This is a genomic window from Mesorhizobium norvegicum, from assembly GCF_004919685.1.
Lineage (GTDB): Bacteria > Pseudomonadota > Alphaproteobacteria > Rhizobiales > Rhizobiaceae > Mesorhizobium > Mesorhizobium norvegicum.
Map to the genome: position 1 here is coordinate 174497 of NZ_SMYZ01000021.1, position 17987 is coordinate 192483.

A 17987-nucleotide genomic window follows, 5' to 3' on the forward strand; every position below is an offset into this window, starting at 1 on the left:
TGCATTACACGACCGGTGGAAGCCCACCGGGTTCTTCCCAACTCAGCCGACCCACCATCCGGTGCGCTGGCCGCGATGAAACTGGATTGTCTTCTCCTCGGTATAATCCTCGACGGCACGCTTGCCGAGTTCGCGTCCGAGACCGGACTGCTTGTAGCCTCCGAAAGGCAGCTCGGGATAACCTTCCATGAATGTGTTCACCCAGACGGTCCCCGAACGCACCCCACGCGCCACCGACATGCAAGTGTCGATGCTGGCGCTCCACACGCCCGCCGACAAACCATAGGGCGTGTTGTTGGCGATGTGCAACGCCTTTTCAATCGATTCAAAAGTCAGCACCGAGAGCACCGGCCCGAATACTTCCTCGCGCGCTATGGCCATATCCTCGGTGACGCCGCGGATGATGGTGGGATCGAGGTATTGGCCGGCATTGGAAGCCAGTTGCTTGCCGCCGCTGTAGACGCTGCTGCCTTCGGTCGCTGCTGCCGTAACGTAACCGGCCACCTTGGCCAGGTGGTCGGATGAGATCATCGCGCCAACCTTGGTACGGTCATCGAGCGGATCGCCGACCGTCACCCTAGCGGTGAGCGTCTTGACGGCGCTGAGAAAATCGTCGGCGATCGCCTCATGCACGATCAGCCGGCTGCCGGCATTGCAGCATTCGCCGGCATTGAAGAAGCCGCCGAACACCGCCGCGTCGGCGGCCGCTTCGAGGTCGGCGTCGGGGAAGACGATCTGGCCGTTCTTGCCGCCGAGCTCCATCGAGACTTTCTTCAGCGATTGCGCGGCCGACGCCATCGTCATCTTGCCGACGCGGGTGGAGCCGGTGAACGACACCATCTCGACCAGGGGATGGCTGACCATCGGCGCCCCGACATCGGCGCCGAGACCGGCGAGGATGTTGACGACGCCGGCGGGCAGGCCGGCCTGCATCAGGATGTCGCCGAGCACGAAGGTCGAGGCCGAGGTCATTTCGCTCGGCTTGACGACGGCCGTGCAGCCGGCGGCGAGCGCGAAGGGCAGTTTCTGGCTGACGATCAGGAACGGGAAATTCCACGGCGTGATGATCGAGACGACGCCGATCGGCTCGCGCAGCACGACGCCCAGCATGGCGTCGCCGAGATTGGCGTAGCTCTCGCCATGCAGCGTACGGGCCAGCGAGGCGGCATAGCGCCAGATGTCCACGGCGCCGCCGATCTCGCCGCGCGCCTGGGCGATTGGCTTACCCGATTCCAGCGCGTCGAGCCGGGCGATGTCTTCGAGCCGCGCCTCGATCAGGTCGGCCGCCTTGAGCAAGATCGCGGCGCGTTCAGCAGCCTTCATGCGCGGCCATGGACCGGTCTCGAAAGCCTTGTGCGCGGCCTGCATCGCCGCTTCCACTTCGGCCTCGCCGGCCTGCGCATAGTGCGAAACGGTGAAGCCGTGGCCGGGGCTCTGGCGCGCTATCGTGCGGCCGTCGCGGGCATCGACATGCTTGCCGTCGATCAGCAGCCTGTACGCCTTCGGCGCCGCGGACGCCTCGGCCGGCATGGAAATCTTGAGGGGTGCGTTCATGTGTTTCCTCTAGGATCTCGAAAAGACCGGCTTCTGCTTGGCCTTGAAGGCATCGACGCCGGCCTTGAGGTCACCAGTCATGGCGATGAAGCCGCTGGCCAGCGCTTCGGTGGCGGCGGCACTTTCCTCGCCTTCGGCGACCGCGATCATCAATTTGGCGGCTTCCGTTGCCAGCGGTCCGCGCTCGGCGATCTTTTCGGCCCAGGCCTTGGCTTCTTCGTGTGCCTTGCCGGTCTCGACCACCCGGTCGACCACACCCAGGGCCAGCGCGTCGGGCGCGAGAATGATCTCGCCGCCCAGCGCCATGCGCCGCACCGTCTGCGCGCCGAAGCGGCGCACGGCGCGCTGCGTGCCGGACCAGCCTGGAACCACGCCGATCGAGGTTTCGGGGAAGCCCAGTTTCACCTGTGTTTCCGCGACGCGGAAATCACAAGCCACAGCCAGTTCCAGGCCGCCGCCCAGCGCATGGCCGGACAGAACGGCGATGGTCGGCTGCCTGAGCCGCGCCAGCCGGTCGAAGACGCGGTGGCCGTAGCGAACCCATTGCGCCTGGAAATCGGGGGCGCTCATCTGCGCCCACGCCTCGACATCGCCGCCGGCGCAAAAGCCCTTGCCTTCGCCGCGCAGCAGCACGACGCGGACGCCCTCGGCCATCTCGGCCGCGTCGAGCGCCGTCTCCAGCGCGCGCAGCATCGGGATGTCGAGCGCGTTGAATTTCTCGGGCCGGCGCAGCGTGACGATGCCGATGGCGCCATCCTGCTCGAAGGTGACGAGAGGCTCAGCCATGCGCGCCTCCGAGCGAGGCGCCGCCATTCAGCGACAGGCCTATTGGTTGGTCCAGATAGAGAGCTTCCGGTGTCGTCTTGAGGTCCTTGGCAACGCCCAACGGAATTTCCGACTGCGCCAGCACATCGCGCTGCAGATCAATGCCGGGTGCGAGTTCTGTGACGACCAGGCCCTCCGGCGTCAGCTTCATCACGCAGCGCTCGGTGACATAGGTTATGTCCTGTCCCTGCGCGACCGCCCGCTTGCCCGAAAACGAGATGTGCTCGACCTCCGCGACCACCTTCTTGACCTTGCCCTCCTGGTCGATGCGGATGCCGCCATCGGCCAATGAAAGTTTTGCCCCGGCGTTGAAGAAGCCGGAGAACACGATCTTCTTCGCCCGCGCGGTGATGTCGACAAAGCCGCCGGCGCCGGCGGTGACATGCGGGCGCGCCGAAAGTTTCGAGACGTTGACCGAGCCATGGCGGTCGATCTGCAGGAAGGACAGCAGCGAAGCATCGAAGCCGCCGGCCTGGAAATAGATGAACTGGTGCGGCGAGGGCATGAAGGCGTCGGCGTTCGACGAACAGCCGAACTTGAAGTCGAGCAGCGGCACGCCGCCCACCGCGCCCTGTTCGATCACCCAGGTGACCTTGCCGTGTTGGCCCTCCTCGAGCAGGATGCGCGGCACATTGGCGGAAATACCGAAGCCGATGTTGACTGCCATGCCGTCGCGCAACTCCATGGCGACGCGGCGCGCGATCACCTTCTGGACGTTCATCTCGGCGTTGCGGAAGCTCGACAGCGGCCGGAAGATTTCTCCGGAGATCGCCGGGTCATAGGGTGTCAGTGTCGTCTGCAACTGGTCGGGCGCGACGACGATGTGGTCGACCAGCACGCCGGGCACACGCACGTCATGCGGCTTCAGCGTGCCGTTTTCGACGACGCGCTTGACCTGCGCGATGACGACACCGCCATTGTTGCGGGCGGCGAGCGCCTGTTCGAGGCCGCCGAGATAGGCGCCCTCATGCTCATAGGTGAGGTTGCCGCGCTCGTCAGCCGACGTGGCGCGGATGATCGAGACCTGCGGCACGATCGAGCGGAAATAGAGCCATTCCTCGCCGTCGAACTGCTGCACCGAAACGATCGGCTCGCTGGCGGCGGCGTTCATGGCGCAGCCCTGGTGGCGCGGGTCGGCGAAGGTGTCGAGACCGACCTTGGTCAGCACGCCCGGTCGCTTGGCGGCGGCCTCGCGATGCATGTCGAACAGGATGCCGGACGGCACGTTGTAGGCGGCGACCGAATTGTCGCCGATCATCTTCCAGATCTGCGGCGGTTCGGAAGAGGAGGGGCCGGACGGGTAGGAGCCGCACAAAGTGCGCTTCAGCAGGCCAGGCTTGGCCAGATGGTCGATACCCCTAATGCCGTACATGTCGCCGGCGGCGATCGGGTGCAGCGTGGTGATGTTCTTCGGATGGCCTTCTGCGTCGAAGCGTTCGCCGATCGCGGCCAGCACGGCGTCGGGGCAGCCGAGGCCACTCGACGACGACACGGACACGACCATGCCGTCCTTGATCAGGCCCGCTGCCTGCGCTGCCGAAACGACCTTGCTCAATTCATGCTCCCGAGTTTCGGGTCGATCTTGACGGCCTTGCCGGAGCTGGCCGATTGAAGCGCCGCCTCGGCAGAGGTCAGCGACCAGACGCCGTCTTCACCAGTGGCCGCTGGCTGGCCCTCGCCTCGGATCGCGGTGTGGAATTGATGCACGGAGCGCGAATAAAGATCCTCGCGGTCGAAGCTCAATTCCTCTTCGCCTTCTGCCGTGCGCAACAGCACCGAACCGTCCGGCTTCTGGGTCATCACATTGCTGGCGATCAGCGAGCCTTCCGAACCGTGCACTTCGAAGCCGGTGCCGGCGAATTTGGTGGTGAAGCCTTCATGCGACTGGGCGATGATGCCCGATTTGAAGCGCCAGATGCACATGGCGCCATCTTCCAGCCCCGCGCCGGCCATGCCGGCCGACTGGGTGAAACAGGAAACCTCGACTGGGTCGTCGCCGAGCACAAAGCGCAGCGTGTCGGCGTCATGCACGGTGATGTCGAGCACCACGCCGCCGCCCGCCTCGGGCTTTGCGATGCGCCAGCCCTGCAGATTCACGGGCAGATAGACGGAATGAAAGACGCGCGCGGCGATCGGCTTGCCGATGCGGCCGGCGGCTATCGCCTCGCGCATGGCACGATGCGCGCCGGCGTTGCGCAGATGGTGATTGGTGCCGAGCACGATGCCGGCTGCCCTGGCGGCGGCAACCATCTTTCGGGCATCGGCACTGGTCAGTGCCAGCGGCTTTTCGCACAGCACGTGCTTTCCCGCCTTGATGGCAGCGAGCGCCTGCTCGAGGTGCAATTCGTTGGTGGTCGAGATGTAGACGGCGTCGATGTCGGCGCCGAGCAGGGCGTCAAGCGTCGAGACGGCAAGCGGAATGTCGTTCTCCCCGGCATAGGTCGTTGCGCGCTCGGGGCTGGAACTCATCACCGCCGCGATCTCGCCATCGCCTTGCGCGCGCATGGCGCTGATCATGAATTGTCTGGCGATCGTGCTGGCGCCGATCAACCCCCATCTGACACTCATGCCGCGTTCCCCGAACCTGCGGGCCTGCTTCGGGTGCGGCGATCCGGGCCGCAGCTTTCCCTGACCACGAGATTGACCGCGCCGATATGGTCCTCGGCCCGCGTGGTGCGCGACTGGATCATTTTCAGCATGACATGCGCGGCGCGTTCGCCGAGGCCCGCCGAGTCCACCGCGACGCTGGTCAGAGCCGGCATATAGTGCTCGGCCTCGACCACATCGTCGAAGCCGACGACGGCGAAATCGGCTCCCGGCTCGAGCCCGCGCTTGCGCAACGCCAGCATGGCGCCAAAGGCGACCGCGTCGTTGAAGCACAGGGCCGCGGTCGGCGGTTCAGCCATCGCGAGAGCGGTTTCCAGGCACGCAATGCCGCCTTTGCGGCTGGTCTCGCCCTCGACGATCAGTATGTCGCGGGCGGCGATGCCAAGCGTCTCGCAGGCCTCACGAAAGCCGCCCAGCCGCTCGTGATAGACCACCAGGTCGGACGAGCCGCCGAAGAAGACCAGCCGGCGATGCCCCTTGCCGATGAGATGGGCGGCGGCAAGATAGGCGCCGCGATGATTGTCGGGCGCTATCACCGGAATGCGGCTTTCCGGCAGCCGGCGCATGGCGAAGACCACCGGCACGCCCGCCGTCTCGATCCGCCGGAAGGCGCCCGGCGTCGTGCCGCGTGCCGGCGACACGATGAGACCGGCGACGCCTTGCTCCATCAGCGATTTCAGCACTTCTTCCTGGCGCACCGGGTTTTCCGCCGTGTTGGCGATGAACGGCACGATGCCGGCCGACTGGAAGACGCGCTCCATGCCGACCGCCAGTTCCGCGAAAAAAGGATTGGTGAGATCGTTGATGACCATGCCGATGACGTTGGAGTGAGCCTTGCGCAGATTGGCGGCGCCGCGGTTGTAGACGTAACCGACATCCTCGATCGCCTTGCGAACCTTGCTGGTTGTCTCAGGCCGGATCAGCCCGCTGCCCTGGAGCACGAGCGATACCGTCGATTTGGACACGCCTGCTTCACGGGCGATGTCGAATATCGTCGCCTTGGCCCGGTTGGCCATCCAGATGCATCCTCCCAACTTCATGGTTTCATGGTCAAAGTTTATTGGAACGTTCTAATCATCGGTTCGATCCTGAGTCAATCAGGATTTTTTCTCGACTTGAAAGATCGATTGTCCGTACTCAAATGGCATGGCCTTCAAGGCTTTCCCTGTTGCGATGCAGCATTTGCCTATGAATGAACTCTGAATCTTAAAGGTTCTTGATTTATTGGAACGTTCCATTTATAGGCGCGGCAAAGGGAGAGATCGATGGACATTTCCTTGCCTGGTGAGGATGGCCGCAGCGCCCGCTACGCGCTTGCCGGCCAGCCGGTGCGGCCGGTGATCGGCGCGCGGTTTTCGCGCATCGCCTATGCCGCCGCACACGTCGTTGCCGATCCGCTTGCGATGACCGATCCGTGGTCCAGGCCGGTGGTCGACTGGGACAGGACGATGGCGTTCCGTCACCATCTGTGGCGGCTCGGCTTCCGCATCGCCGAGGCGATGGACACGTCGCAGCGCGGCATGGGTTTCGACTGGGCCAATGCACAGGAACTGATCCGCCGCTCGATCGCCGAGGCGCGTACCGTCGATGGCGCCGACCTCGCTTCGGGCGCCGGGACAGACCATCTGGCGCCGAGCGCCGCCAAGACAATCGACGACGTCATCAAGGCCTATGAGGAGCAGTTCGTTTTCATCGAAGGGCTCGGCGGCAAGGCGATCATGATGGCCAGCCGAGCCTTGGCAACGGTGGCCAAAGGTCCGGACGACTATATCAGTGTCTACGACCGTATTCTGAGCCAGGCCTCCGGCAAGGTCATCCTGCACTGGCTGGGCGACATGTTCGATCCGGCGCTCAGGGGTTATTGGGGCAGCAGCGACTTCGAGGCCGCGCTCGATACAGTGGTTGCCATCATCGAACGCCACGCCGGCAAGGTTGAGGGGATAAAAATCTCGCTGCTCGATGCCGGCAAGGAGGTTGCGCTGAGGAACCGCCTGCCGGACGGCGTCGTCATGTTTACCGGCGACGACTTCAACTATCCCGAACTGATCGCCGGCGACGAGAAAAGGCATTCGCATGCGCTGCTCGGCATTTTCGACGCGATAGCGCCGGTCGCCAACGCAGCACTGGCGAAACTGGCGGAGGGGGACCGCGCCGGCTATAACGTGTTGATGGCGCCGACCGTGCCGCTATCGCGAAAAATCTTCGAGGCGCCGACCGAATACTACAAGGCCGGCATCGTCTTCATGGCCTGGCTGAACGGTCATCAGGACCATTTTGCGATGGTCGGCGGCATGCAGTCGGCGCGCGGTATCCGTCACTACGCCGATGTGTTCCGCCTTGCCGACCAGGCCGGATTACTGGCCGATCCGGAACTGGCGGTTGCCAGGATGAAGAGTCTTTGCGCCGTCGCGGGCGTTTGAGCTGGAGGGGTTCCCTCGCAGATCTACGTCCCGGCTCTAGCGCCGTCGCCACAGCCAAAAAGGCGCGATCGCCTCATCTGGGTGAAAAATGGGCTTGGCCGACCTCCTCAGGTCGGCAGGTGGCATCCCCGCGGGGTCATGGTTCGCCAGGTCGAGAAGCAGCGGCCAAAGCCGATCCGGATCGACAGTTTCGGTGGACATCGTGTGTGGCTTGTTCTCGTGGGCAACAAGCCAGTGCAGTGCCTGAACCAGCCCCAGTCCCTCGGCGGTCCGGTGCTGCCAGAGATTGTCGCCGACCGAAGACAGGACACGGGCCAGCGACGTCCAGCCTTGCAGGGTAAACATGGCGTAGTGCCTGGGGCGCGTGCGGGACAGTTCCCTGGGCAATGAGCCGTCGGCCGCGACCTGGGCCGCGAATCTCTCCCGAGCATAAAGGCCGACCTTGGCCAGCGTGGCGCTGTCGCCAAGAAATGTGGCGATCGATGCCCGCTGCAAATCGTAAAACGTCCCTTGGTTGCTGTTGCTGTTGAAGGCGGTCGCGGCTGCCGGCGCGGTGTCCAGCCATTCGCAGTAGCAACCGAGCCATGCTCTGAACGCCTCGCGATCCTCGTCGCCCAGCACTCCTGTTCGCTCGATCAGGCGCACGGCATCCAGGAAGAAATAGAAATCCTTCAGTTCGATGATGCCGTAGCCGGACCCTTCATTGCTGTCGTGGCCCGACCGCACCTGCGCATAACGCAAATGCGGGTTCATTCTTGTCCTGGGATCGACAAACCATGCGCGGATGAGCTTCGCGGCATGGGCGGCATAATGATGTCCGCCAAGCACAATTGCGGCCAGCGCAAGCACGGTTGTGTCGTCGAAGACGCGCTGCAAGCGCGTGCGATCGTAGGTTTCGCTTCCTGCTTCATACAATGCCGTGCCGGGCACGCGTTCGCCATCGCGCTGAACATAGGGCAGGCCATCGGGTCTGTCGGGGTCGGGCCACCAATAAGGCGCTGGATGAAAATAGTCCTGGGGGTCTCCGCTGGGGGCCAGGCCAGTCTTGTCGAGCACGCTGAACGGACCCCGGGTGAGCGCTTGTCCGGCCGCGGCTTCGAGATGGCGCAGGATGGGCGCATCCTTTACCGCGTGGGCCAGGGCGTCTTCGTCATAAAAAGTCAGGCGGGAGGTATCAAGCCGAGCGGCGACCGCCCTGGCGTCGCATTGATCGACCATATCGACGATCGCCTGATCGCGGCTGACCAGGCGCGCGACGAAGCCGGCCTTGCCGATCTCCAGATGCGAGCGCCCTGAATCCAGACGCGCCACCCAGCCCACCTTCTGGAACAGCCCGGCATCCACTGCCCGGGCCGGGCGCGGAAAGTCCCAGGCGTCGTCGCGGTAGCGATCCCAGGAGCCGGGAACTCCCAACCTCCACAGCATCTCGATTTTTGGCCGCCTTCCGTAGCCATAGTTTTCGTCGAACAGCTGCGTGGTGTCGGCTCGAAATATGATCTGCGGCTCTTCCTCGGCCGGCGGCTGGAAACCCTGGTCCAGCAGAAGCGCGTTGTCGACAATGCGCGCCATGGGCACCACGGCGTAGGGAAGGTGCGGGTTTTTCTCGATCGCAGACCCTATCCGCTGGAACGCAGACCCTGTCAGGTAGCAATTCCCGTCCCAAGGCATCAGCCATTTTGCCCGGTCACGGGCAATCGCGAGCGCGGCGTTGCGAGCTCCATTGTTGTTCATCACATAGAGGTTCTTGCCGCGGCGAATGTGCGTTTCGTAACGCGCGGACTGTGCTCCGCTCGCCCGGCCTTGCTGCGAGAATCTGATCTCGCTGGCAGCTACCTGATCAAGATCCCAGGGCGTCTTCCGGTACGCATCGAGCTCGAAAGGGATTCTGTGAAAATTCTGGCGGCGGCTTTCGAGCAGGCCGATGATCCGGGCTTCCTCGTCGGTGTCGACTATCCGGTTGACGATCCAGAATTTTTCGCATCCCTCAAAGGCCGGTTCGTTGTCCAGGATGAACAGCAAATTGTCGAATGACTGGCCCTTGCGGTGTCGCGGTTCCAGATCGTTGCCGATGATCCGGACGAGCATGAAGGTGTCGGCAATCTGCGAGATCGGCGAAGCTGTGTAAGTCTCGCGGGCGGCCTCGATCCGCTTGCCGAGGCCGCGTCGGTATTCAGCGTTCTGCTTTGCCGAAATGAGCGCGTTGCTCAATGTCGACCACGGCGATTGCAATTGCGTGCGCACACGGTTCAGTTCGCGATGTAGCTTCGGCCAGGACGATAGCTTTGCCCTTCCGGACCGTGAACTCATGACGGCACGCTGGGAGACCGGATTCCGATCGCCGCCTCGGGGACGCGCGCAGTTTCGTCAACCATTCCGATTTCGGTGCTGGACCATTTCTGATCGTGGGGTGACCGAGCCCTGCGTTGTCCAACGCGATCAATCATGGAAAACGTCTCTCGCATGTAACGTTGCGAATGTCCTGCTTACGGTTTCACGGCATCGGTGATGGCAGGTTGCCAGGCAACGCCGACAAGACAATGCGATAAATCAAATCCGAAAACCACATAGCATGGCAAATGCCGCAGCATCGGCGATGCGCCTTCTCGCGAAGCCAAGCTCGCAAAAGATTTCGCCGGTGATCGCAATTTTTCTTTTGAACCAATTTCTCCCGAGGCGCGACGAAGCGGTGTGTCCAAACACGGTCCATCAAGGAGAACGTCTCATGTTTACTGTTTCAAGAAACGTCCTTTTGGCCGCCATCGCCGTTTCGATGCTGGCCGGCTGCAAGACAACCGCTCCCAGGGAATGCGACAGGCTGGCGTAACCTACAACGGCAAATGCTGCGGTATCGGCCAGCCTTGCCGCGAAGGCAAGGGCGGCACGCCGGACAGGCCGGGAAATACACCCGATCCAGAACCGCAATGATCTGATCGACTGCGGCCCGTTCCGGTCAACGCCGGGACGGGCGCGTTGCGCTCGAAAACCTGGCCAATGTCCAGCTTCCCTTGGGAGCGACCGAAATCGTCCAGCTCTGGCGAGCCGGCCAGGATGTCGATCTAAGTCTGATCGTCTGGATTTGGATGGTGGGCGTGACAGGGATTGAACCTGTGACCCCTGCAATGTCAATGCAGTGCTCTCTCTGATTTTGTTGCGAAAAACCCGCCAACCTAAGGTGAACAGAGCAAAAACATTCAAACATATCTGTGCCGTATCTGTGCCAAGCAGGCTGGCAGACGGACCCCACTTGCGGTACGAGCTAAATTCCGAGAGCATCCCCGGATGACCCGCTTATCCATCGCCCATGAGCTTGAGAGCGCGGCGCTGGCTGAGGCTGCGGAAATAAAAGAAATATGTCGGGTCCGCTGCCGGGGAGACAGCGGACTCAAACTGGGGCCGAGGGGGGCAAGGCCCTTTATGATCCCTATGCGGGGATCATGGCGATAACACCGGGGCGGGTACAAACGTTCCGTCGGCTGAAAGATATATCCGGCTGCTTGTCGGCGCCTGCCGCTCAACTGCCCGACGGCGAAACCGGCATCATCGAAAACAAGGAAATGTAGGCGCGATTGCGGAGTGTATCGTTTTACACAATCCTGAATTGCTGGACTCGCGCGTTGCGCCGGCAGTTAATTTCTGCGTCAGGCCAAAAAAGGGGAAAAGGCCGCGAACTGGGAGGATGTAGTCCATGAATTATGATTTTGGCATTGCCATTCGATCTGACGATCAGCCTTACGAGGTTACCTCTTTCGCCAAAAAGCATGGCCTGACGATACCGGCTGCGGACGCGGTTCTTTTCGCCAAAGGCCCGTCTCGGACGGCATGCGATGCCGCCGCATTGGCTTTCCTCTGCGCAGTCGCCGCATACGCCAAGAAACAATCGGTGCGCTAGCCTTCGTCACGAAAATCCTGCAGCTAGGTATGGCGAACGTCTTCCTCGCCACGCATCACGCCATGATCTCACCAAGCGGCTCTAGTTGGCTGGAGATGGACGCATGACAACCAACCGCAAAAAGGGGTCATCGGCGACATCGATAACCATTCAGACGCGGGTCTGGATGATGACCTCTGGCAGTCAAGCCCCGTCCGCGTTAAAATGGGACAGGGGGACATTCACAAACCCAGCAAGGGAGTCCGCCATGAAAGTCAAAGACGCAATGCATAAGGGTGTCGACTGGGTCAGCCCCGAAACCGCTGTCACCGAACTGGCGAAAATGATGCAAGCCCAGGATATCGGGTCGATTCCCATCGGAGAGAACGACCGACTGATCGGAATGGTGACCGACCGCGATATTGTCTGCAAAGGACTGGTGGACGATGGTTTCGACGGCCGCACCGCAACGGCGCGCGATGTCATGACGACCGGCATTCACTGCTGCCGCGAAGACGACGATCTGGCCAAGGCCGTACAGCACATGGAAGAACTGAAAATCCGCAGGTTGCCGGTGATCAACAAGAATATGCGGATGGTCGGCATCCTTAGCGTCGGCGACGTCAGTCAGTCGGCACCGAGGGAAATGGTGTCCGAATACGTCAAGAGCGTTTCCGCCCATCACCACTGAAGGGCGGCCCGCCCGTGCCGCCGCTCTGGCCACAGCGCGCCGGCAGAGATGTCCGGTCATAGAGGCCGACGCCGACACTTCATGCTACGCGGTCCCGCCATCGCTTCACCGAAACGCGCGCTGGCGGGCCCCCTGGGGGGCACGTCAGTTTGAAATTTGCCCGCCTTGACGATGCCCGTCGATCATTCGCGTATGATGGGCGGCAATCAATCAGGGGGAGCGAATATGCGAACAATCGATCTTTGTGCGGTCGTCGCTCTGTGCATCGTGCCATCCAGTCTACTGGCGGCCGACGAGGTTTCCGTCGAACGCGGTTTGTATATTTCGATCATCGGCGGCTGCCATTTCTGCCATACGGAAGGGTACCGTGAAGCCGAGGGGAAAATCGATACGGAGAAAGCGTTGAAGGGCTCTTCCGTGGGCTGGCGGGGTCCCTGGGGCACGACCTATGCATCAAATCTAAGGGAATCGGCAAGGTCATATACGGAGGACAAATGGGTAGACTACCTCAAGAACAGGTTCACAATGCCGCCAATGCCTTGGTACCAAGTCCAGGCTATGGCCGAGAGCGACATGCGTTCGCTGTATCTTTATATCAAATCGCTCGGCGCGCCCGGTGAGTCGGCGCCGCGTTATCGGACCATTGGCAAGGAGCCGAGGACACCTTACGTCACACTAGCGCCATCTCAGACGCCGAAGAAGTAACGACCTATTTCTTCGGCTTGGGCGTGATCTCCTCGATCCGCACCTTTGTCGCCGATCTCTTTCGCCATGGCCAACGCCTTGGCCTTGGTGGTCAGCACGGTGCGCCAATGCGGCTTCTCGAACACGCTCACGACGTAAGTTGTCGCCGGCTTGTCGGTCATTCTTCCGGCCTTGGAGAGTGACTTAATCGCGGGGAATGGCCGGTGCGGATGCTTGGGTGAAGCGCGCCGCACCGGCCACTGCGATAGAGGGAAAAACCCCCGCGCTGATAAGTTTATACTGTATTGGCAGTCACGCAATTAAGACTGAAGTCCTTGGTTTGGCGGCCCTAAAGACCCGTTTAGCGGTGCGTCAGCCTTTCTTTATCGCCTGTCTCCCCGCATTAGCTGCCTCCGACCGACCGGCTATTCGTTGGCTTTCGGGAGTAGTCTCCTCCGCCTGCTGTTCGATGTTTTTTCGTCGCCCATAGACAAGCCTAAATACGAGCGCGAAATACCCGACCTGCAACAAAACAGCGGCGATGACGCCGCAGACTACACCCTTCCCGATGGACCCCGTGTCGAGATAGGCCCAAGCCGCGACGACGACAGACGTCGCCAGCATTCCCACTAGAAACTGCGGAAAATACATTGCCCCAACCCACTTCCCGTTCCCCAACGGACCCCCCCCTGCAAAATCTCATTATTTTAGCAAGTGCGCAAGTATCGCAGTCCGGGCCGCTTGCGCAGAGGTAATCTCCTTGAGCAAGACAAGCACGAGGAGGCCCGCCGCCCCATTTGCGAAGCGACGGAACCTCACCCCAACCCCGTATCTGTCAATGCAATTGCGGTGCCAGACCTATTGACCCGTTATGGGGCACATGGGCCTTTGCGATCGAAAGTCGGTTTCCAGTCGCGATTGCGCTCTCTCTGGTGGCCTTAACCTTTACTCAATGTGCCTAATTTAGCGTATTCTAATGCGTTTCTCGATTCTGCTTTTTGGCTGGGCAGCATTCTTCGGTTGGGACTTCGCCGCTAACCAAGGCGAATTCACCATTGGCATCGGTATGCGAGTTGCCCACCTAATCCATGTATCCGGGCTTATGTGACGATAGTTCGAGCCGGTGACGGCTGCTCTGAGGTTCTAGCAATAAAACCCGCCGCCCCATTCACGGCAGCGGCGGGCGTCCCTAGGGATAAACGGGAGTTGCGGGGGTGTTGGCGACCCCTGCCGCTGAAGAAACTATTAGAAGTCGCTAATGTTCTATCGAGCCCGGTTTCCCCTGACGGACCTTTAGGCACGGCGGTTGCGCCGGGTAAGGCTCAGGAACTATGAGTGAAAGCGCATTGCGGCGCGCGCCGGCAGCTATGGGCGTCCACCCCGTCTATATTCGCCGGGATCGATAAAGTTCCCCGCCCACAAGTTACGTTTGAGAATGCGGGCTTCGCGCTCTTCGGCAAGGTATCGTGGCGATTGTGCGTCGGCGACCGCCAATCCGTGTTTCACCAGATCGCGTGCGAGATCGATGCCTCCCACGAAGCAGACGCCGACATCGTTGTCATAGCGGTCCTTGCCTTCGATGGTGCAGGATACATCCCCGGAGGCAATGAGATGGCGAATGTGGTCACGCGCATACCTGCCGCAGGGCCAGATTTTGTCAGCGGCATCAAAACATGCCTGCGAAAGTTCGGGGGCATCGATACCGAGCAACTGAACGCGTTTTTTGTCATGCCAAAGCGTGTCGCCGTCATGAGCAAACCAATGCTCTACTGCGGACACGGGGCCACAGGTGAGCACGAAGGCGAGAGCGAGGATCAACCTACACATGGCCAAGCCAAATGTGTTTATTGCGCCTTCTCGGCTTATTGAAAAGGGACCGCTTCGAAATTTCCGCTTCCGCGGCCGGGACGCTCGGTTAGATCGCTATCCCGCATTTTGCTGCCACCCCACGTTGACCGGCAAGATCCGACCCAGAGCGGCCATCCGATGCTGCGAGCCCAATGACGCGGGCTATCGGCGGAGTACCGAATCGGCCGGCTGAGCCGTCGTTATCGGATCGGCATGACGATGCACAATCTTCCAGAGACCATCTTCTGGGCGAAAGACGCTCGTCACGCGTAACGCCAGAGGCGTGACATCACTCCGACCGCCAACCTTGGACCTGAGCCGCTCTACTTCGACGAGGTATGCCAGTTCAGACGTCACACACTTCGCTATGTTCTCGAAGCCGGTAGCGTCGCCGTCCCTGTAATTCGATGCCGCTTGCTCCAACCTCTCAGCGACCTGTTTCCATCCATGCGCGAAAGGGCCAAAGGGATTGCCCAGTGTTACATCGTCTCGTTGGGAATAGAGCTTCTTCGCAGGCGCTGGGTTTCCTTTCATGAACTCATCCAGAGCCAGGTGGTATTTTTCAACTGCTTGATCGAAGTCATTGGCGTCGAGGGACATGTCATCCTCCCTGTCGTTTTATTTCTGATCCGGACTGGCGACTCCCTCAGGTCAACATTTTGTGTGTCCGCAGCGGTGAGGCATTTTCCCCAACTGCCGCGCAGTGCAGGTTGGCTTGGTCGGTATAGCACGGCGCGAGACAAGGTTCGCGACAGCGTTTTGAGACGGCTCGGTCCGCTCTCCACCCTGAGCTGCCCCACGCGTACCAAGCGTCAGGCTTTCACCACTAGAACGGCCAAGCTAGCGCCAGGACGACGCAAGCAGACAACGCGAATGCCAGCCAGGCAGTCATGCCGACAGCCCCCGGCAGTAGCGGATCCGCGAGCGGCGGCATGGTCGGTTGCGGTTCATACGGATCATTTTAGACCCATGCCCGATGTCCCGCCGGCTCGGGACCGATGGCTGACAAGGACGGAAGCCGCGATGCTGCTTGCCGGTGCGCTCGGCTTCTATCGCGAATTTTGGTGTGATGTCGTAAGCCGTCGGGAGCATGTTCGGTGGCGCCGCAAACGGTTTGCCGTAAACCGCCATCTGGCCCGCTTCATCCTGCTCGGCCTCTATACCGGGTCACGGCGCGCGGCGATTTGCAACGTGCAGTGGATGGCGAACACGACAGGCGGATGGATCGACAGCCAGCGCGGCGTCATGCATCGGCGAGGGGAGGGCGTGGCAGAGACGAACAAGCGTCAGCCACCGGTACGGCTAGGCAAGCGTATCAGCGCCCACCTGGCGCGCTGGAAGCGGATTGACGACAGCGCCCGCGACGAGGCAGCGCGGCAGGCTGGCGAGCCAGTGTCGGCTTATCTGCACGTCGTCAACTACATGGGGCGCGGGGTCGCTTCTGTCCGGACCGCTTGGGAAATGGCGATCGACAACGGATGGCTGGATCCAGCAATCACCGGCCAGTCGGCGATCACGCCGCACGTGCTGCGCCACACGCGCGCGACCTGGATGATGTTCAAGGGTGTGGATATCTGGGAGGCGGCCGGCGCGCTCGGCATGTCGGCCAAAACGCTCGACAAAGTCTATGGTCACCACCACGTCGATTTTCAGCGGAACGCGGCCGAGGTTTAGGGCCGGTTTCTGTGCCGTTTCTGTGCCAGACGGGAGACGGGATTAGCTAAGTATTTGAAAGGATGGTGGGCGTGACAGGGATTGAACCTGTGACCCCTGCAATGTCAATGCAGTGCTCTCCCGCTGAGCTACACGCCCATCCGAAGCCGCGCATACACCATTTTTGATCCAGCGCGTCAATAGCAGGAAAAAGGAAAGAAGGCGTCGTCTCGCCGCAGCGGCGAACGGGCGCCAATCCTAAAGCGCGCCGCGCTTCAGGTCTTTGTTTCATGCATGTCGTTTTCCCAGAACCGGGACCACTTTTGGGCGACAGGCATTGGCTCGGAAAGCGGCTCAGGCCGCCTGCAGCATCTTCTCGACCTCGTTGACGAGATCGCGCAGGTGGAACGGCTTCGACAGCACCTTGGCGTCTTTCGGCGCCTTGGAATCCGGGTTCAGCGCAACGGCAGCGAAACCGGTGATGAACATGACTTTCAAATCAGGATCGATCTCGGTGGCGCGCCGCGCCAGTTCGATGCCGTCCATCTCCGGCATGACGATGTCAGTCAACAGCAGCGAGAACGGCTCCTCGCGCAGCCGTTCATAGGCGCTGGCGCCATTGTCGAAATCGCTGACCTGGTAACCGGCGCGCTCCAGCGCCTTGACGAGGAACCGACGCATATCGTCGTCGTCTTCCGCCAGAAGAATGCGTGCCATGATATCCCGTCCGAATCACCCGCCCGAGATTGCCGTTGGGCAAGCCCGTTAACCATCCTGTATATGAGGAGGTGAGGGTAAACATCAAGTGAACGAGCAAGGCGATGATCCATATTTGCCCGGCGGCGTGGCCGCTGAAATGCTGGACAGGCGGCCAGCAAGGTGGCACTTTCACATCATGATGCACTGGTGTTTTCGGGTTCGCTCAAATTGAAGACGGCAGCCGAGGATTTTTCGGTCTTTCCACCCTTCGAAATCCGGTCGGGCGCCGAGCAGCGCGTCCCCTTCCTCTTCAACTCACCGCATAGCGGCCGCTATTATCCCGAACGCTTCCTTGCCATGGCAAGGCTGGACCGCAACGCCATCCGCCGGTCGGAAGACTGTTACGTCGACGAGCTGTTCGGCGGCGCCGTCGCGCTCGGCGCGCCGCTGCTGGCGGCGAATTTCCCGAGGGCCTATCTCGACGTTAACCGCGAGCCGTGGGAACTCGATCCGCGCATGTTCGCCGAGCCGGTGCCGTCCTTCTGCAACATCCGCTCAGCGCGGGTGGCGGGCGGGCTTGGCACGGTGCCGAAGCTGGTCGGCGAGGGGCTCGACATCTACTCCGGCCGCCTGCCGCTGGCCGAAGCGATCGCCCGCATCGAGGCTGTCTACAAGCCCTATCACGAGACATTGAAGCGGCTTTTGACGAGAACCCATGCGCGGTTTGGCTTTGCCGTGCTGATCGACTGTCATTCGATGCCGGCGAGCATTCGTGTCGGCGACAGCGGCCTGCGGCCCGACTTCATCATCGGCGACCGTTTCGGCATCTCGGCCGCAGCCGCCCTGACCGAGACGGCGATCGGCCTGCTCACCGCCATGGGCTATACGGTCGCCCACAACAAACCCTATGCCGGCGGCTTCATCACCGAGCATTACGGCCGCCCGGCGCGCCATCTGCATGCGCTGCAGATCGAGGTCAATCGCGGGCTCTACATGAACGAGCGGACATTCGAGAAGGCCGCCGGCTTCGACGCGCTGGCCGACGATCTGACGCGATTTTCAGCCGACCTGATGTCGATGCCCGACCATCATTTCATCGACCTGCCGCTGGCCGCGGAGTGAGTTGGGGACCGCAGCG

The 17987-nt window shown here is 61.6% G+C and carries 17 protein-coding genes and 1 tRNA gene; 6 read left to right on the plus strand and 12 right to left on the minus strand.

Going from position 1 to position 17987, the window contains the following annotated elements:
- Nucleotides 1-42 precede the first annotated feature (42 nt).
- From FCU66_RS08740 to FCU66_RS08760, 5 genes are read right to left on the minus strand one after another with little or no spacing between them, the layout of a single operon-like run.
- Nucleotides 43-1554: an aldehyde dehydrogenase family protein gene (locus FCU66_RS08740; protein WP_136616695.1), complete on the minus strand. Its 1512-nt coding sequence runs from the start codon at nt 1552-1554 to the stop codon at nt 43-45.
- A gap of 9 nt (nt 1555-1563) precedes the next feature.
- Nucleotides 1564-2340: an enoyl-CoA hydratase/isomerase family protein gene (locus FCU66_RS08745; protein WP_136616696.1), complete on the minus strand. Its 777-nt coding sequence runs from the start codon at nt 2338-2340 to the stop codon at nt 1564-1566.
- A complete protein-coding gene (locus FCU66_RS08750; protein ID WP_136616697.1) occupies nt 2333-3934 on the minus strand; it encodes an acyl CoA:acetate/3-ketoacid CoA transferase in 1602 nt (533 codons plus the stop codon). Before FCU66_RS08750 ends, FCU66_RS08745 begins: the two co-directional genes overlap by 8 nt.
- Nucleotides 3931-4947, minus strand: a complete 1017-nt coding sequence (locus FCU66_RS08755; RefSeq protein WP_136616698.1) for a Gfo/Idh/MocA family protein — start codon at nt 4945-4947, stop codon at nt 3931-3933. Before FCU66_RS08755 ends, FCU66_RS08750 begins: the two co-directional genes overlap by 4 nt.
- Nucleotides 4944-6002: a LacI family DNA-binding transcriptional regulator gene (locus tag FCU66_RS08760; RefSeq protein WP_136616699.1), complete on the minus strand. Its 1059-nt coding sequence runs from the start codon at nt 6000-6002 to the stop codon at nt 4944-4946. The genes FCU66_RS08755 and FCU66_RS08760 overlap by 4 nt, the downstream gene beginning before the upstream one ends.
- 249 nt (nt 6003-6251) lie before the next feature.
- Between FCU66_RS08760 and FCU66_RS08765 the strand changes: the two genes are divergently transcribed.
- Nucleotides 6252-7406 carry a dihydrodipicolinate synthase family protein gene (locus FCU66_RS08765; RefSeq protein ID WP_136616700.1) on the plus strand — a complete coding sequence of 385 codons (1155 nt, stop codon included), beginning with the start codon at nt 6252-6254 and terminating at the stop codon, nt 7404-7406.
- Between the two features lie 36 nt (nt 7407-7442).
- Here FCU66_RS08765 and FCU66_RS08770 read toward each other — a convergent pair whose 3' ends face one another.
- Nucleotides 7443-9614: an alginate lyase family protein gene (locus FCU66_RS08770; protein WP_246093834.1), complete on the minus strand. Its 2172-nt coding sequence runs from the start codon at nt 9612-9614 to the stop codon at nt 7443-7445.
- A 361-nt stretch (nt 9615-9975) separates the two neighbouring features.
- Between FCU66_RS08770 and FCU66_RS41865 the strand changes: the two genes are divergently transcribed.
- The 3 genes from FCU66_RS41865 (at nt 9976) to FCU66_RS08790 (ending at nt 12670) form a co-directional block, all read left to right on the plus strand.
- A complete protein-coding gene (locus tag FCU66_RS41865; protein ID WP_246093835.1) occupies nt 9976-10230 on the plus strand; it encodes a hypothetical protein in 255 nt (84 codons plus the stop codon).
- Nucleotides 10231-11542: 1312 nt separating this feature from the next.
- A complete protein-coding gene (locus FCU66_RS08785) occupies nt 11543-11965 on the plus strand; it encodes a CBS domain-containing protein (protein ID WP_136616703.1) in 423 nt (140 codons plus the stop codon).
- A 165-nt stretch (nt 11966-12130) separates the two neighbouring features.
- Complete coding sequence (locus FCU66_RS08790) at nt 12131-12670, plus strand: cytochrome C (protein WP_136616704.1); 540 nt, start codon at nt 12131-12133, stop codon at nt 12668-12670.
- Here the strand turns inward: FCU66_RS08790 and FCU66_RS41035 are convergent.
- The 4 genes from FCU66_RS41035 to FCU66_RS08805 all read right to left on the minus strand — a co-directional run bounded on the left by FCU66_RS41035 (nt 12652) and on the right by FCU66_RS08805 (nt 15097).
- Complete coding sequence (locus tag FCU66_RS41035; protein WP_168991762.1) at nt 12652-12831, minus strand: hypothetical protein; 180 nt, start codon at nt 12829-12831, stop codon at nt 12652-12654. The genes FCU66_RS08790 and FCU66_RS41035 overlap by 19 nt on opposite strands.
- Nucleotides 12832-13021: 190 nt before the next feature.
- The gene (locus FCU66_RS08795) at nt 13022-13300 is read right to left on the minus strand and encodes an exopolysaccharide production repressor protein (protein WP_136616705.1); all 279 of its coding nucleotides are present in this window, start codon (nt 13298-13300) and stop codon (nt 13022-13024) included.
- A 714-nt stretch (nt 13301-14014) separates the two neighbouring features.
- Nucleotides 14015-14467 carry a thermonuclease family protein gene (locus FCU66_RS08800; RefSeq protein ID WP_168991764.1) on the minus strand — a complete coding sequence of 151 codons (453 nt, stop codon included), beginning with the start codon at nt 14465-14467 and terminating at the stop codon, nt 14015-14017.
- 192 nt (nt 14468-14659) lie between these two features.
- The gene (locus FCU66_RS08805; RefSeq protein ID WP_136616707.1) at nt 14660-15097 is read right to left on the minus strand and encodes a YybH family protein; all 438 of its coding nucleotides are present in this window, start codon (nt 15095-15097) and stop codon (nt 14660-14662) included.
- A 423-nt stretch (nt 15098-15520) separates the two neighbouring features.
- On the opposite strand from FCU66_RS08805, the gene FCU66_RS08810 reads away from it, so the two are divergent.
- Nucleotides 15521-16171: a site-specific integrase gene (locus FCU66_RS08810; RefSeq protein WP_136616708.1), complete on the plus strand. Its 651-nt coding sequence runs from the start codon at nt 15521-15523 to the stop codon at nt 16169-16171.
- A 63-nt stretch (nt 16172-16234) separates the two neighbouring features.
- Here FCU66_RS08810 and FCU66_RS08815 read toward each other — a convergent pair.
- Both FCU66_RS08815 and cpdR read right to left on the minus strand, forming a co-directional pair.
- A tRNA-Val gene (locus tag FCU66_RS08815) sits at nt 16235-16309 on the minus strand.
- Nucleotides 16310-16504: 195 nt separating this feature from the next.
- Entirely contained in the window at nt 16505-16867 is a 363-nt protein-coding gene (gene cpdR / locus FCU66_RS08820) for a cell cycle two-component system response regulator CpdR (RefSeq protein ID WP_006199474.1), read from the minus strand.
- 162 nt (nt 16868-17029) lie between these two features.
- Between cpdR and FCU66_RS08825 the strand changes: the two genes are divergently transcribed.
- Nucleotides 17030-17971 (plus strand): N-formylglutamate amidohydrolase, encoded by a 942-nt coding sequence (locus FCU66_RS08825; protein WP_136616709.1) that lies wholly within the window; start codon nt 17030-17032, stop codon nt 17969-17971.
- Nucleotides 17972-17987 lie beyond the last annotated feature (16 nt).